This window comes from uncultured Acetobacterium sp. (assembly GCF_927416815.1).
In the GTDB taxonomy this organism is placed as follows: domain Bacteria; phylum Bacillota; class Clostridia; order Eubacteriales; family Eubacteriaceae; genus Acetobacterium.
On record NZ_CAKMJU010000021.1, the window covers coordinates 1 to 15,970 of the forward strand.

15 protein-coding genes are annotated in these 15,970 nt (G+C 40.0%); 7 read left to right on the forward strand and 8 right to left on the reverse strand.

Translation table 11 applies throughout. The annotated features are described in order from the left end of the window. Positions 1-21: 21 nt before the first annotated feature. Positions 22-336 carry a hypothetical protein gene (locus tag QZ998_RS03515; protein ID WP_296558051.1) on the reverse strand — a complete coding sequence of 105 codons (315 nt, stop codon included), beginning with the start codon at positions 334-336 and terminating at the stop codon, positions 22-24. Between the two features lie 141 nt (positions 337-477). Here QZ998_RS03515 and QZ998_RS16855 point away from each other — a divergent pair, with 141 nt between their 5' ends. Then, positions 478-735, forward strand: coding sequence for a type II toxin-antitoxin system RelE/ParE family toxin (locus QZ998_RS16855; protein ID WP_366512383.1), 258 nt, complete (start codon positions 478-480; stop codon positions 733-735). A 73-nt stretch (positions 736-808) separates the two neighbouring features. Here the strand turns inward: QZ998_RS16855 and QZ998_RS03520 are convergent, their stop codons facing one another. The 3 genes from QZ998_RS03520 to QZ998_RS03530 all read right to left on the reverse strand — a co-directional run bounded on the left by QZ998_RS03520 (position 809) and on the right by QZ998_RS03530 (position 3,218). Next, complete coding sequence (locus QZ998_RS03520) at positions 809-2,452, reverse strand: IS66 family transposase (RefSeq protein WP_296558052.1); 1,644 nt, start codon at positions 2,450-2,452, stop codon at positions 809-811. Positions 2,453-2,550: 98 nt separating this feature from the next. After that, on the reverse strand, positions 2,551-2,907 hold the full coding sequence (gene tnpB / locus QZ998_RS03525; RefSeq protein ID WP_296558055.1) for an IS66 family insertion sequence element accessory protein TnpB: 357 nt from the start codon (positions 2,905-2,907) through the stop codon (positions 2,551-2,553). Beyond that, positions 2,904-3,218, reverse strand: coding sequence for a hypothetical protein (locus QZ998_RS03530; RefSeq protein WP_296558057.1), 315 nt, complete (start codon positions 3,216-3,218; stop codon positions 2,904-2,906). The genes tnpB and QZ998_RS03530 overlap by 4 nt, the downstream gene beginning before the upstream one ends. A 168-nt stretch (positions 3,219-3,386) precedes the next feature. Here QZ998_RS03530 and QZ998_RS03535 point away from each other — a divergent pair, with 168 nt between their 5' ends. The 3 genes from QZ998_RS03535 to QZ998_RS03545 all read left to right on the forward strand — a co-directional run bounded on the left by QZ998_RS03535 (position 3,387) and on the right by QZ998_RS03545 (position 6,898). After that, positions 3,387-4,838 carry a transposase gene (locus tag QZ998_RS03535; protein WP_296558079.1) on the forward strand — a complete coding sequence of 484 codons (1,452 nt, stop codon included), beginning with the start codon at positions 3,387-3,389 and terminating at the stop codon, positions 4,836-4,838. A 341-nt stretch (positions 4,839-5,179) separates the two neighbouring features. Next, positions 5,180-5,932, forward strand: coding sequence for a transposase (locus tag QZ998_RS03540; RefSeq protein ID WP_296558060.1), 753 nt, complete (start codon positions 5,180-5,182; stop codon positions 5,930-5,932). An 87-nt stretch (positions 5,933-6,019) separates the two neighbouring features. After that, positions 6,020-6,898 (forward strand): ISL3 family transposase, encoded by an 879-nt coding sequence (locus tag QZ998_RS03545; RefSeq protein WP_296558064.1) that lies wholly within the window; start codon positions 6,020-6,022, stop codon positions 6,896-6,898. Between the two features lie 219 nt (positions 6,899-7,117). Here QZ998_RS03545 and QZ998_RS03550 read toward each other — a convergent pair whose 3' ends face one another. Both QZ998_RS03550 and QZ998_RS03555 read right to left on the reverse strand, forming a co-directional pair. Continuing rightward, on the reverse strand, positions 7,118-7,972 hold the full coding sequence (locus QZ998_RS03550) for an SDR family NAD(P)-dependent oxidoreductase (RefSeq protein WP_296558065.1): 855 nt from the start codon (positions 7,970-7,972) through the stop codon (positions 7,118-7,120). 18 nt (positions 7,973-7,990) lie between these two features. Next, positions 7,991-9,940 (reverse strand): FAD-dependent oxidoreductase, encoded by a 1,950-nt coding sequence (locus QZ998_RS03555; RefSeq protein ID WP_296558067.1) that lies wholly within the window; start codon positions 9,938-9,940, stop codon positions 7,991-7,993. A gap of 254 nt (positions 9,941-10,194) precedes the next feature. On the opposite strand from QZ998_RS03555, the gene QZ998_RS03560 reads away from it, so the two are divergent. Next, positions 10,195-11,736, forward strand: a complete 1,542-nt coding sequence (locus tag QZ998_RS03560) for a helix-turn-helix domain-containing protein (RefSeq protein ID WP_296558068.1) — start codon at positions 10,195-10,197, stop codon at positions 11,734-11,736. A gap of 55 nt (positions 11,737-11,791) precedes the next feature. Here QZ998_RS03560 and QZ998_RS03565 read toward each other — a convergent pair whose 3' ends face one another. After that, positions 11,792-12,631, reverse strand: a complete 840-nt coding sequence (locus QZ998_RS03565) for a DMT family transporter (RefSeq protein ID WP_296558071.1) — start codon at positions 12,629-12,631, stop codon at positions 11,792-11,794. Further along, complete coding sequence (locus QZ998_RS03570; protein WP_296558073.1) at positions 12,624-13,058, reverse strand: GNAT family N-acetyltransferase; 435 nt, start codon at positions 13,056-13,058, stop codon at positions 12,624-12,626. The genes QZ998_RS03565 and QZ998_RS03570 overlap by 8 nt, the downstream gene beginning before the upstream one ends. Positions 13,059-13,188: 130 nt before the next feature. Here QZ998_RS03570 and QZ998_RS03575 point away from each other — a divergent pair, with 130 nt between their 5' ends. Continuing rightward, on the forward strand, positions 13,189-14,130 hold the full coding sequence (locus tag QZ998_RS03575; protein WP_296558075.1) for a PLP-dependent aminotransferase family protein: 942 nt from the start codon (positions 13,189-13,191) through the stop codon (positions 14,128-14,130). A 128-nt stretch (positions 14,131-14,258) separates the two neighbouring features. Beyond that, a complete protein-coding gene (locus QZ998_RS03580) occupies positions 14,259-15,437 on the forward strand; it encodes an ISL3 family transposase (RefSeq protein WP_296558077.1) in 1,179 nt (392 codons plus the stop codon). Positions 15,438-15,970: the final 533 nt, after the last annotated feature.

The window sequence follows — 15,970 nt, forward strand, 5'->3', positions numbered from 1 at the left end:
GATCAATCAGCGCAGTGTCAATCATATCCATTGGAGCGTTTGGATCACATCGTTTAAAACTGAGGTCTCAAAACCCCGATGCAGAATGATTTCGAAGTTATTAACCCTGATCATTACGGGTGTTGACTTGGCAGTGGTCGCCTTATCAATCAGTTTCATGGTAGCCCAGGCCTGCTCTGGCTCTGGCTGATCGGCGTCTTTGATTCGTCGCAGCCAGTAACGCAGGGTGGATACCTTCATTGCATTCCCATCGCACCAGGTTTCTGCTGTTTGGCCGGAATTGCGATAATCCTCAATTTGCTGGCGGCGAAATAGGTGCAGTTCATCTTTGGACATTAAAAATACCTCCATTTATTAATCTGTTGAAGGTATTATCGCATGAATTTGTAGCGTGAAATATGTGCGGACTATTTGACATTAACGATACGGGTAAAACTACGGATGCAAGGGAATCTCTTGATAATCTAAAGAATAAATATGCGATATAAGCTCATTATAACAGAAAGTGCCGAGGCATTACTTGATCATATTGTAAGTCCCCTTGTTAATCAACTGAAAAACCCACAGGCAGCTGGAAATTTACTAACAGAAATCGCGTACGTTTATGATAATTTGGAGTTTAATCCCAAAATATATGCATATTCCGATGAACTTCTTATGAAATCGAGGGGTTATCGAAAGGCACTTGTACCACATTATAATTATATCATCATTTTCCGTATCGAAGAAGAGTAAATGTCAAACTGTAGGCACCTATGCATAAAAAAAGCCCAACTCCAGGAGGAGCGGGACCGTAATTCAATGTTTATCAACTGGTTTTATAGCAATCTGGCGAAAGTGTTTTTGACCAGGGAAGGAATTGATCAATTAGTTCGGGATGGTTCACCAGATCGGTGTTGGCCATCGCTTTGAGAATGTATACCAGGTAGTTGTAGGGTTTAAGCTGATTGCTTTTAGCCGACTCGGTAAGACTATAAATCATGGCACTGGCTGTCGCACCTTGAGGGGTATTATGCATGATCCAGTTTTTTCGGCCGATTGTAAATGGCCGAATAGATCGTTCCGCACGATTGTTTGTTAATTCCAGGCGACCGTCTTGCAGGACGTTTTCCAGGTAAGTCCATTGATTCAGAGTATAATTCACGGCATTGGAGAGATAGGATTTTGGTAGGGCATTGGCCTGCATTGCAACGAGCCAATCGTGGAAAGCCGCCATTACCGGTTTTAACAAGGTCAGCCGCTTTAGTTTTCGTTCAGCCGGAGTACAGTCGTTTAACTTTTTATCGATGTGAAAAATGGTATCACAAAACTGAACCCCTTCATACGAAGCCGCTCGTCTCTGTTCTTCTTTTGGCAAGGATTTAATGGCGTCAGAAAAGCCCCGCTTGATATGAGCCAGACAGCCGACCACCGTGATATCCGGAGACAGCCGATGATAAACCTCATATCCATCAGCATGAAGATACCCTTTATAGGTTCCCAGAAAGCTAAGTGCTGCTTCCGTACTGCGGGTGGGATGATAGTCAAAGTAGACCATCGGGGTTTCATCATGAACCCCGGTGCAGTAGACCCACATGTAACTTTGGCTGGTTGCCGGGCGATCGGTTTCATTGGCAACCTGAACGGTGGTCTCATCCCCATGCAAAATATCCCGGGTGAGCATGATTTCCCGCATCCGCTGATAGAGAAGTAAAAAGTAGTCTTCGGCACAGCGCAGCAACCAGTTTGACATGGTTTGCCGGGAGAGTGCGACACTGTAGCGTTCAAACTCCTGCTGCTGCCTGGCCAGCGGCATGGCACAGACGTACTTGGCATTGATAATCGCAGCGACCAGCTCCGGCGTTGTAAAGCTGCCGGGAATCAGGGTATTTGGCATCGCCGCACGAATAAAGGGAATTTTCAAATCAATCCCATCGTCATGTTTAGCGCATTCACGGCAGGTATAGACATGCCGATGATGTTCCTCCACTTCAAACCGGGCAGGAATAAATTTAAGCAATCGGGTGATTTCCACTTTCATGTCATGAAGGGAATGACTACAATTGGGACAGATGCGTTCCGACTCCGGCAGTTCGTGTTCAATGACAATCGTTGGCAGATTGGAGAAATCCTGTTTCCGTTTCCCCTTTGCTTTTTTATTACGGGGTTTCTTCGCATCGGCAAGGACATCAGAAAGATCCGGTTCAGCGACAGAAAAATCTGCAGCCGCTTCCGGTTCGTTGAAGAATGAGAGTTGATCTTGATCACAGCCATCGGGATAAGCGACTTTATCAGCGCCAGATCCGAATTTCTTGTGGGTCAGGAGTCGGATCTGTTCCATTGCCCAGGTCAGCTGGGTTTGCGTCTGGATCAACTGAACTTGCAGTTCGTTACAGGTTTTGAGCAGCTCATCATAGGGCAGGGATTGCATATTTAAGAGTTGAATTTTAGGGGGTTCCGCTTGATTTTTCATGAGTTTATTATACCACAAAACCGTAGAAAAGAACAGCTAAATAATCATATAAATCGCATAACAGTGCGATTTTCGAGAACTTTTAAAGACTGAAAAAATTAGATTATCAAGCGCTTGTTAACGGCCCGATGGGCTTGCGGTTGTTCAAGCGACAGGCCATCCAGAAGCCAGCGCAGCTGTCTTTCGGAAATGCCTTTAACCGTCTGGGATTCATTAAACACCCATTTAAATGTACCACGGCTGAGCTTACGATAGTAAAGCCACCAGCCGTTGTTTGACCAGCGGAGGATTTTAGCTTTATCACCCTTACGGTTGAAAAACACATAGAGATGATTGGCAAAGGGATCCATATCAAAAGTCAGCTGTACGAGGGCTGAGAGTCCATTGATTGATTTTCGCATATCACAGGGAAAACAGGCAACAAAAACCTGATCAATCAGCGCAGTGTCAATCATATCCCTTGGAGCGTTTGGATCACAGCGGTTAAAACTGAGGGCTCAAAACCCCGATGCAGAATGATTTCGAAGTTATTAACCCGGATCATTACGGGTGTTGACTTAGCAGGGGTCTTGTTATCAATCAGTTTCATGGTAGCCCAGGCCTGTTCTGGCTCTGGCTGATCGGCGTCTTTGATTCGTCGCAGCCAGTAACGCAGGGTGGATACTTTCATTTCAGTTGCTTCGCACCAGGTTTCTGCAGATTGACCGGAATTGCGATAATCCTCAATCTGCTGACGACGAAATAGGTGCAGTTCATCTTTGGACATTAAAAATACCTCCATTTATTAATCTGTTGTAGGCGTTTGCAAAACGCCACAGCCCGCATAATTACGGGATTTTTTTTAGATAAAAAAATATAACTCCTCACCAGATTGTGATAAAATTGAGTTGCTTATAAACAAATCTATCAACCTGAAAGGAGTTATATCATGACTATTTTATCACAAAAACAGCTTTCTTTGGCTGAAGTTTATTCTGATTGTACTCATTTTTTTGAAAGTGACAAACATCACTTTCTTTCACTACTGGAAGAGAATCTGAATCTTCACGCGTTGATTCCGCATTCATTTTATCAGCATTACTATTCGGCTCATGGCCGATATCGAGATTTTGAACTTTGTTCGATTCTCTGGGCTCTGATCCTGCAGCGGATTTTTTCCATCCCCACAGATACACTTCTGATTACTTTTCTCAAGTTTTCCAGAGAACTCCGGGATTTCTGTGGTTTTAACCGGGTTCCCCACGCATCGCAACTGACCCGTTTCAAAAAAACATACCTGATGGACTTACAATCGCTCTTTCATCGTCTTGTTGATGTAACTGAACCGATCTGCCAGAAAATTGATGCCGATAAAGCAATGATGACCATTTTTGATACCTCAGGAATTGAAGCCTACGTCACTGAAAACAATCCAAAATTTGCCAATAAAATCATTAAGCAGCTCAAGGCATTTAAAAAATCTCACCAGCTTGATGACGCCTATGATCCCTATAAGGCTGCTTACGGTTCAATGCCCACGCACGCAAAATCCAACCCGGAAATCAAACAGCTCTACATTAATGGTCATTTCTGTTACGTCTACAAATTCGGCATCATCACCAATGGACTTGGCATTGTCCGGGATATCACTTTCTATGATGCGAATTTTCTGGCTGATCATCCGGAGATTTCTGTCGAGAAAAAATCAGATTCTCCCGATGAGGACAAATCGCTTCATGATACTAAAGCCCTGATTCCGGTTCTTACAGACTTCTTTAAAAAGCACCCGCTGATTGTCCCCAAACTTTTCATTGGTGATGCTGCGTTTGACAGTTCAGCGATTTATCAGTCCCTCCTTGGGGAGCTGAAATTTGAAAAAGCTTTCATTCCATTGAATCAGCGTGGTAAACTTTCCTATCCGGATTGTCCGGTTAATGCCGATGGGATTCCCTGTTGTCCAAACGATCCTTCTCTTCCCATGAAATCCGAAGGGCGGGCCAAACGAAAGAACGGCCTGATTCGGTTTAAATTCACCTGTCCCAAAACAAAATGGATCAAACAGGAAGCCGGGAAAGCCAAACGTCAGTGTTTCTGTGAAAATCCTTGCACTTCGTCTTCCTGTGGTCGGATGTTTTACGTCTACCCTGAAAAAAATCTTCGGGCCTACCCCGGAACCCTTCGTGGGACACTCGAATGGGCTCGAATCTATAAGATCCGGGGCGTCGTTGAACAATCCATTAATCACTTCAAAGACAGTTTCTGTCTTGCCAACCGTAAAACTCAAAATGCCAGGACACTTCACGCCGATTTGCTGTTGGCCGGAATTACCCAGCTGATTACTGCAATTCTTTCCGATACTATTCATCAGCATCAGTACTTACGCAGTCTTAAACCACTCGTTGCCTAGTTGGACTTTTTATCTTCTTTGCCCAGCTTTTGTTTTTGCGCTTTTTTTCTCATCTTCTGCAACATTTTCTTCGCTTTGTTGTTCGTTTCCCTTCTGACTTCATGAAGTCTGTCTGTTTCTTACCGCCGAATTCTCTGTGCTCTAAATCTTTTTCATTTCGCAATTACCTATTAATCTGTTGAAGGTATTATCGCATGAATCTTTAGTATGAAATATGTGTAGGCTATTTGACATTAACGCTGATCAAAGAAGGCGAAGAATTGAATGACATGGGGACGTTTCGTTTGTCATGCCCATCAAGCTGTGATATACTTGAAAAAAAGCAGGAGGTGAAATCAGAAATGGCAAGACAAGCCCGGGTTAAAAGTGCAACCGGCATTTACCATGTAATGCTGAAGGGTCTGGATGGGCGTAATATTTTTCTGGATGATGCGGATCGATCAATTTTTATGGAAAAGCTGAATAAAGCCAGAGAAATCGGCGGCTTTGAGTTGTATGCCTATTGTCTGATGGACAACCACGTTCATCTGCTGATCAAAGAAGGCGAAGAACTGGGAACCAGCATCAAACGGATGACCGTTGGTTATGTACAATTGCACAATAACAAATACGGTCGAACCGGACATCTCTTTCAGAATCGTTTCAACAGCGAAGCCGTGGAGGACGACTTGTATCTGATGACGGTGGTTCGCTACATTCACTGCAATCCCATAAAAGCCGGAATAGCTTCCTGCTTGGAAGAATATCCGTGGAGCAGTTATCATCAGATCAGGCAGGCCTATCATGGAAAGGCAACGTCACTTGATAGTGGGATAATCAAAGACTACTTTCCAACAGAAGCAGATTTTATTCGATTTTCTGAGGAAGAAAACCAGGATCAATGTCTGGATAACCGTTCAAAAAGGAGATGGACAGATGAACGACTGACTGATCTGCTCAGCCAGAACCCCGAATACCGGAATCTGGGAGAAGTGTCGGTAGACAAGCGAAATCAGCTGATCCGACAGATTCAGCAGGAAACCGGTGGCAGTATCCGTCAATTGAGCCGGGTGTTGGGACTGGGCAAGATGATGGTGGAGCGGGCTGTGAAATGATGGATATGACAAACGAAACGTCCCCTTGTCATACCCTTGTCATAGAGCGGGCTGTGAAATGATGGATATGACAAACGAAACGTCCCCTTGTCATATCCCCTTGTCATATCAGAGCTTTCCAATGCAGTTCCAATTACTTTCGTGGCAAAAAAGGCTAACGTTTCACCGACTACTGTAAATCGAATCTTTGATCATGTTCATTATTCACGACCTCACTCTCTTCCCAAAGTCCTTGCTATCGACGAGTTTAAAGGTAATGCTGGAGGAGAAAAGTATCAGTGTATCCTAGTTGATCCTAAGAAAAAACGTATTTTGGATATCTTGCCTGATCGCAAACAAAATCATCTCATCGATTACATCAAGTGCTATTCAAGGCACGAACGACTTCAAGTCCAGTTTTTTATCTGTGATATGTGGAATCAGTATGCAGAGCTTGCACGGTTATTCTTTCCTAATGCAAAAATCATCGTGGATAAATATCACTTCATCAGACAAGTAACTTGGGCTATTGAGAATGTTAGAAAACGCGTACAGAAAGATATGCCATCCGACTTGCGAAAGTACTTTAAAAGAAGTCGGACCTTAATCCTAAAAAGAGCTGAAAACCTTAAGCCCGACGAGGTTGAAAGACTTAATGCTATGCTACTTTACAACGATGAGCTCAGGCAGGCTTATCGACTAAAAGAAAGCTTCTATGAAATTTGTCAAAATCCAAAATACAGCCAGCAAAGAACAGATTTTTACGAATGGATAACTTATGCAGAGTCACAAAATATCAGAGAGTTTAAAGCCTGCATTACTGCTTTTAGGAACTGGAGCAAAGAAATCTTAAATGCTTTTAAATATGGCTATACCAATGGTTGTACTGAAGGTTATAACAATAAAATCAAGGTCTTAAAGAGAATCAGCTATGGCGTTAGAAATTTTAAACGCTTTAGGACGAGAATTCTACATATTTGCCGGTAATATGATTTAAAACATAGGCCGACATAGATTGGTTTATTACGCATGCAATAAAATCTTACATATCAACCTCTACATAAAAACAGCCTCAAAACAATAAAAAGAGCGGGGATCATAAGATCCCCACCCCAACTATTGACATTGAGCCCATTAAATTAACATAAAAATATCAGACAAGAAGTCGTGATTGCTTCGTGTCTGATACTTATTTACAAAATATGACTACCCTCTTAAGACTTTAAGATCTGGGCCTCGTCCTTCAAGCATATCCTTTACTCTTCTGCCTATGAGTGTGTTGTAATTCGGATGTGTCAGAATATAAAACTGGTCCTCTTCAATCCCGTTCATGACACTCATACCAATACTATCTATAGGCATTCCCGTTTTTATAACAAACTCGGCACGCTTCAGCCCACTGTAATATTCGGAACTACTATAGTACGGGTCACTTTTATCCATAAATCTTTCAGGACGATGTCTTTCATGGTTATGGAGATCTGTTTGAACAAACCCTGGACAAAATACAGATACGTTGATGTTGGCATTGATTGCTTGAAGATCATAACTTGTGCTTTCTGAAAGCGCAACACTGGCATGCTTTGTGGTATGATATGCTGGCATGCCATTAGAAGTAATTAAACCTGCTACAGAAGCAACATTAAGAATGTGACATTTGCTTTCTTGCTTTAACATGATAGGAATCACTCTTCTCATAGCGTAGATTTGACTCATGATATTAGCACCTATAATCCAATCCCAATCCTGAAGAGGAAGTTGCCAAACTGGACCTGAGATTGCTACACCTGCATTATTTACTAGAAAGTCGATTCTACCATAGCAATCCATGGCTGCATCTACCATTTTTTCAATTTCAGTGTCAAGAGTTACATCACACGTCACACCTATAACTTCAGCACCACGTGCTTTTAAAAATGAAACAGCAACCTCAAGGTCTTTTTCATCAATATCTGCAAGCACGAGTTTCATTTTTCGATTGGCGCATTCTTTCGCAATTTCAAATCCGAATCCATTTCCAGCCCCGGTAATAAGTGCCACTTTATTAATAAAATCTTTCATATTCCCGCTCTCCTTTCTCTAATATGCACTTGTTGTAAATGCAAATGCTTGACTATACCCTTCTTTAATTGCTTCTTGAATACGTCCTGCCTTTTCTGCATCTCCAATAACCCTAACGTTGTCAAAAGCATCCATAAACTCATGCACCATAGCACTTCTTGGCGTTACACCAAGTGCTAGAACAATCGTATCCGCTTCCACTTGAATTGGTTGAGAAGTCATTTGATTCATGAGCACAATCCCCTTATCCCCAATAGACATTAATCGATGATTTGACATAATGAGTGGTTCGTGCTTCTTGAAGCGCATCATAAGATCTGCAAGAATGGTTCTATTGATTCCAGGTCCAATATTTTTTTGCATTTCAACAAGTATGATTGGATGACCTTTATCAGCAAGAAGTTCAGCGGTTTCAAGTCCTGTGAGTCCAGATCCAATTACAGCGACTTTACCTATTGGCGTGGCTTTGCCCAGCAAAACATCCTCAGCCTTCATAACATTCTTTGAATCTATTCCAAGAATAGGTGGAACGGTTGGAACTGCACCTACGGCTACAAATACGCCCGAAGGATTAAGTTTTTTAATCATTTCAACAGTGGCTTTTGTTTTTGCTTTTACTTCCACACCACTTGCTTCAATTTCACGTACCAGTCCATTATTCATTGCGAGTACTTTGTCTTTAATCGGCGCTTTATCCGCTACATTTAGAGTGCCACCAAGTTTATCTCTGTCGTCAAAGAGAATGGTCTTATATCCTCTCTGATCTAGCACTAGTGCTGCTTGCATACCCGCAGGCCCACCACCGATAACTGCAACTGTATTACCCGCACCATTTATTTGCAAGTCTGAAAACTCTATTTCTCTACCAAGCGTGGCATTTACAGTACACTTAATATGTCTTCCCTGGGTAAGTTCAGCAAAACAGTTTAAGCATCCAATACATTTTCTGATCTGGTCACTTTTTCCTTCTTTCGCTTTTTTAACCCAATATGGATCTGCCAATGTGCCTCTTGCAACACCTACGAAATCACATACACCATCCTGAAGCAGTTGCTCAGCAGTTTCTGGGTCTTTGATATTATTGACCGCAATTACTGGAATTTTAACGTTTTTACGTACAGCATCTGCCAAATGTTTTTTCCATCCTTGAGGATATGATCCCGACTCAATAATCGTCGTAGCGCTTTCATATGTGCCACTGCTAACATTTATCGCATCAATCCCATAACTTTCTAATGTTCGGGCAATTTTTATAGATTCATCTATTTTCAATCCACCTTCAACAAACTCATCCGCACTTATTCTTACAGAGATCGGAAAATCTGCACCGCACATGTATTTTATCCCTGTGATAATTTCAGATACCATACGTAATCTATTTTGAAAACTGCCACCATATTTATCTGTTCTTTTATTTGAGTAAGGTGATACAAATTGATTAAGAAGATAACCATGAGCCACATGAAGTTCCACACCATCTGCGCCACAGGTCTTCGCAATAACGGCACCTTTAATGAATTTTTTTACTAATCCTTCACACTCTTCTGTTGATAATGCACGTGGCATCTCTTGAGTAACTTGACACATTATAGCTGATGGTGCAACTATTTGCTTGCCGCCGATTAAATGACTTTTTGTCTCACGACCAGGGTGATGAAGTTGTACAAATACTTTGGTGCCATATTTTTGTATGGTTTCAATCATTCTTTCTAGATGGGGAATATGACGACCTTCAGTTACAGAAAGTTGATTTGGAGTTCCTACACCATACTCATCATCAATTCTAGCGACTTCAGTGATAATTAGACCAACGCCACCTTTAGCGCGTTCTTCATAGTATCTGGTTATTACATCATTTGCTTCCCCCTGCGCATTTGCAAGATTGACCCCCATGGCAGTCATTACAACACGATTTTTAAGATTGACTTTTCCTATTCGTCCTCTTTCAAATAACTTTTCGTACGTCATGATTTCACTCCTCTTAGTATTAAACGTAATTAGGCATATTGAACAAACCTTTTGCAATGATGTGAAAAGGTAGTTCAAAAGTACATTTAGTTTGCATTTCTAATTGATTACAAGACATTTCATGAATGGTCTGTTATAATATAATAATAACAAAATGATTTGAAGGCTGATAGGTGAGAAATGCATGAATATATAAATCGTATTTGTGCAAAACGCACAATTACGTATTATAGAATAAGATAGGTGGTTAATCGATGAAATTTAGTAATATTCTACGACTCATGAAAACAGAATATGACATTGAAGTACTAAAAACCCATATAAACGCTGACAATGATGTCCAAAAGATACAACTTTTCGAAGAAGGCATTGACGAGATTACTGACACACTCTATATCGGGACTTTTAAAGAGTTGCCAACTGAAACTACAGGACTTACTGCAATCATTGGCATAGAAAGTACAAATGAAATCACCCATTTATCTAGTAAAACACTTCAAGCATTTTCAAGTTATGCTTTGATATATGAGGATAAAATATTAAAAACACTACAAGCAATTAATAAGTTTATTCACAAAGATCTACAGACAAGTAAAGAAGCGGCCGACTTAATGGTACTTACAATGAAAGGTGCAGATCTAAAAACGATTCTCAAATCTGCAGAAAAAAAACTTCAAAATCCCATTATCGTTATAGATGCTGGATTTAAGATACTTGATGTCTCTTCTGATCAAGGTATCGACGATCCTATCTGGAAAAGAAATATAGAGCGTGGGTACTGTTCTTATGAATTTATTAAAGAAGTTCATAACTTAGAAAAAATCTGTCCTTTTCCAGACAACTCAGACGTATTTGAAGTCGTTTGCAAATTCTCACTCTATCGTAAACTCTGCAGTAAAATGTTCTGGAAAAATCAATTGGTTGGCTATGTCATTATGCTTGAAAAAGCAGAAATAAAAGAGCATTTATACAAAGAGTATTTACCATTTGTAGGGAGTTCAGCATGTGAAGTCCTCTTGCGAACCGAAGCACACAAGGGCATATTTGGCTCTCAAAAGGAAACACTTATATATGAATTAATTCATGGCGCAGAAGCTGATTTAATCCATATTCGGCTAAAAATGAATCAAATGAAATTCCCTGATATAATGGGATGCCTCGTAGTGAAGCCTAATGAATACTTAAATAATATTCAAGCCACCACTTTTTTAAAAGAGCAGATTGAATATATACTTCCTGGTGCATTTTGCCTAATGGATGAAGAAAATCTCGTTTTCATTTGTAAAATGCAACAGGATGGAAAATTAAAGTTAGAGGAAGAAAAAAAACTGCTTGCATTATTTCAGCAAGGCGTGGTGCATATGGGCATAAGTAGTCCATGCACAGATATCATGGCGCTTAAGGATGCGTATCGACAAAGCAAACAGTTATACAACATATCAACGAGGATGCGAATCGAAAAAGAACTTATGTATTTCTCTTCGTACAATTTTTATGTGATGCTAAGTCGTTTGAACGAGAAGGAACTGATGCAGTACGCACACCCTGCATTAAAGCGCCTTAGAGACTACGATCAAGCCCATAATGGTGAATTATACCGAACATTACAGACCTTTATCGACTGCCAATCTCATATGGCAAAAACATCTGAATCTCTTTCCATTCATCGCAATAGTCTATCCTATAGAATAAGTAAAATTCTCGATTTAACAGGGATTGACCTTGAAAGTCGAGATGAAATCTTTAGACTCAGTTATGGGTTTAAAGTGGAAAACTACTGTCGAATGGTGGTGTGATTGCAAATAAAAATGAAAACTCGGAAAATCGATCACCTCATCCGAGTTTTTCATTTTATGCATTTCTCAAACTACTTACACCTACCGCACATATGACTATTATACCCCCTACGAACGCATAAATAGTCGGATACTCTCCATAAAACAATAGGACCCATATGGGATTAAGTAATGGTTCTAATACGGGAATTAGAATGCCCTCAAATGCACTGACTTTTTGTATGTCTTTGGCAAAGAAAATATACGATAGACCAAGTTGGACCACACCTAAGAATAGGATACCTGCTAGACTCACTTGGGTGAATATGATGCCTCCATAAAATGGAAAGCCCACTATAAAAGTGAATATATTACCCCATAATATAATTTCTAGTGGCGAACCCACTTTAACGCCTTTAAGCGACACCACCATTATAGCCATCGCCAAGCCACTTAAAATCGCTAAAAAATTACCAAACATACTGCCAAACTCTAAATTGCCCACGAAGAATAGTCCCATACCCATAAGCACTGCCGCAGTCGTCCAGATGTCTTTTTTCCTGAATGGTTCATTTAGAAAAATCGCTGCCAGTATAATAACCCAAATAGGTGAAGTAAACTGTAGTAATATAGCATTTGCAGCCGTCGTCATTTTGTTAGCACCTATAAACAACAGTACCAGCAACATGTAATTAAGCGCGCCGAAACTCTTTTTTAGGTTGGGTTTTGGGGGCAATGATTTTTCGTTCATCCACCAATATAAAAGTAACACCAAAGTTGCTATACCACTTCTTAGTCCTGCGATTGCAACAGGATGCCATGGAATCCATTTGATAAATAGACCCGCAGTACTCCAAAGTACTGCAGCAATGGCTACATAAATGATTGCTTTCCCTCTATCACTCAGATTACTCACGCAATACCTCCATGAATCGCTCTGGGGTATCACTTAATTCAAATCCAAATTGTCTGTATAAGCCATGAGCGTCTTTCGTCATGAGACACCATCGTCTTAAATCACGGATCTCTGGTTTATTTAAAGCTTCTGTTAACATCCATTTAGACAATCCCTGTCCCCTATGTTGAGGTGCAACCACCACATCACATAAATAGGCAAATGTTGCATAGTCCGTAATAAGTCGCATACATGCTACCAGTTCATTTTCTTTTTTAATTGCACATACATAAGAATGCTTTAAACTTTCTGTTACGACTTCAATTGATCGACGAGTCGCCCAGTACATATGTGCATAAAGTGGCATAAGCGCTTCCGCACTAATATCTGCTTTATTTTCAGTAAAGATGTAACCTGATTGCTTCAATGATTGCCAATTGTCTTTCATATCGATTCCTCCTGTTATGATTATTTAATTGCTAAATCTATATCATTAGTGTAAAATGAGTTCATTAATAAGTACAGATGTAGAATTATCCATCTGTTACGGTACAGTTTAAAGGAGGCCTGTAACGCATATGAGACAATATGAAAAAGTACTTGAAACGATTCGCACTGCAGTTTTAAATGGCGGCATCAAGTCTGGGGATAAACTGCCGTCCATTAGAGGTTTGTCCGAACAACTTCACTTAAGTAATGCCTCAGTCATCAAAGCTTACCAAGTGTTAGAAGCATCTCATTCTGTTTATGTTATACCTAAAAGTGGCTACTACTGGATGGAACAACCACCTGAAATTGCAAATGAAATGGCCTACATAGACTTTACAAAAATGCACCCTGATAAAAACCTAATCCCCTTTCGAGAATTTCAACACTGTTTGGATCAAAGCATCGCGCATTATAAACGCGAACTTTTTTGTTATGGTCCCACATCAGGACTTCCCTCACTTCTAATTGCACTTCAAAACCATTTGGCTAAACGTCAGATTTTTTGCGATGCCCATTCAATCGTCATTACATCTGGCTCACAACAAGCGCTCGCATTGCTTGCAACCACTGATTTTGAAAACGGCAGAAACGAGATACTCGTTGAACAACCTTCTTATGGCGTTTTCCAATCCTTACACGCTTTAAACGGCATTCCCATGACAGGTATATCCCGAACAGAAAATGGCCTTGACTTTAAAATGCTTGAATCCGCCATGAAAACAGGTCGATTCAAGTGCTTCTACACCATCCCCCGTTGTCACAACCCCCTTGGAACGAGCCTAACAGAAAAAGAGAAACAACGATTGGTCGCTTTAGCAGCCAAATATCAAGTTTATATCATTGAAGACGATTATTTAGCTGATTTAAGTTATGGTTCAAAATCAATGCCCTTATATTACTATGACACCCATCAGATGGTTATTTATGTAAAGAGTTTTTCAAAAGCTTTTCTTCCTGGCATTCGACTTGGGCTTGCCGTTATGCCGCCTAAACGCCTTTCTGCTTTTACCAAACAAAAAAAGGTTCTATAATAAATGTTGGGGTGGGATAAAATCCACCACAGCATTTATTATGTTTTTTGACAAAAAAATGCACTTATACTCCATACTCCGTTAAAATGTTGTTGACTAGACTAACAAAGAAAGGAGTTGTCATATAAGTGCACTCAAATTTTATCAGTAAATTACTCGGTTTAAAAGATGTTAAAGTAAAAAACATTAGTCATAGCGATACTCTTTTGAAAATAACTTTAGAAACTAAGCCTACGCCTACTGTTTGTCCTTGTTGTGGCGGCGTTACTTCAAAAGTTCATGATTATAGGTTTCAGAAAATCAAAGATTTCCCCTATATGAACAAGTCAGTTTTGCTCATTCTTAGGAAAAGACGGTATATATGTTCCTGCGGGAAAAAATTTTATGAGCATTATGATTTTTTGCCACGCTATCATCGGATGACCAATCGCTTGTCAGCATACATTATCTCCGAGTTGTCACACTCTGTGTCCGTCTCTTTTGTGGCAAGTAAAGCAAATGTCTCACCAACAACTGTCAATCGGATCTTTAACCATGTTTGTTACTCTAGACCTTCTACATTACCCAAAGCACTTGCTATAGACGAATTTAAAGGCAATGCAGGTGGCGAGAAATATCAATGCATATTAGTAGATCCTAAGAAAAAGCGTATACTGGATATATTGCCTGACAGAAAGCAACAGCACCTTATAGACTACTTTAAGCGTTTTTCTAGACACGAACGACTAAAGGTCCAGTTTTTCATTTGTGACATGTGGAACCAATATGCACAGCTCGCTCGAACTTTTTTCCCCAATGCTTTGATCATCGTTGATAAGTATCATTTTACTAGGCAAGTCACTTGGGCTGTTGAAAATGTAAGAAAACGCGTTCAGAAGACTATGACACCCGAACTTCGAAGATATTTTAAGCGTAGTCGTACTTTGATTCTAAAACGTGCTAAAAATCTAACTGAAGCGGAAACCGAAAGACTTAATATCATGTTGTTGTATAACGATGATCTTAGACAGGCGTATCGACTCAAAGAGACATTTTACGCTATTTGTCACGAGCCCAAATACGCTCAGCAACGAACAGATTTCTATGAATGGATTGCATATGCTGAATCTCAAAACATCAAAGAATTTCAAGCGTGTATAACTGCTTTCAGAAACTGGAGCAAAGAAATATTAAATGCTTTTAAATATGGCTACACCAATGGTTGTACAGAAGGCTACAACAATAAAATTAAAGTCCTAAAAAGAATCAGCTATGGTGTAAGAAATTTCAATCGCTTTAGAAACAGAATTCTTCATACCTGCCAGTAGTTATACAAGCATTTATAATCTGTTGGCTTATTTGTTATGCAAAAAAACCTTTTACATTAATTTCTATATAAAAACAACCCGAAAACAACAAATGGAGCGGAGATTATAGAATCCCCACCCCAACTATTGACTTAGAACCATGAATAATTGCCTTTTGATTCTGGATTGAATCCTTGTCAACACAGTCTTTAGAGGACAATCTTAAGTAAACACCAGCACAAGTTTCTGGCTTTTTAGTTGAACCAATACTTATTACCGATTTATTCCCATTCCCATTTACTCTTCGACTTTTTCGTGCCATTAAAATCACATCCACTTAAGCATTTTCAACATAAAAAAAACTACATTCATTATACCACAGAGGCAAAATCGAAAGTGGTTTTTTGGAAAATCGGGTCTTTGACAGTTGAATAAAGAAAAAATCCCCCAAAGCCTTATATAGGCTTGTTTTTTTGTCAAATTTCTCATTTAATTATTGCGTACTTTATCGCACTGTGTTATAATGTAGGCGTTAGGGGGCGATGTTAACACAT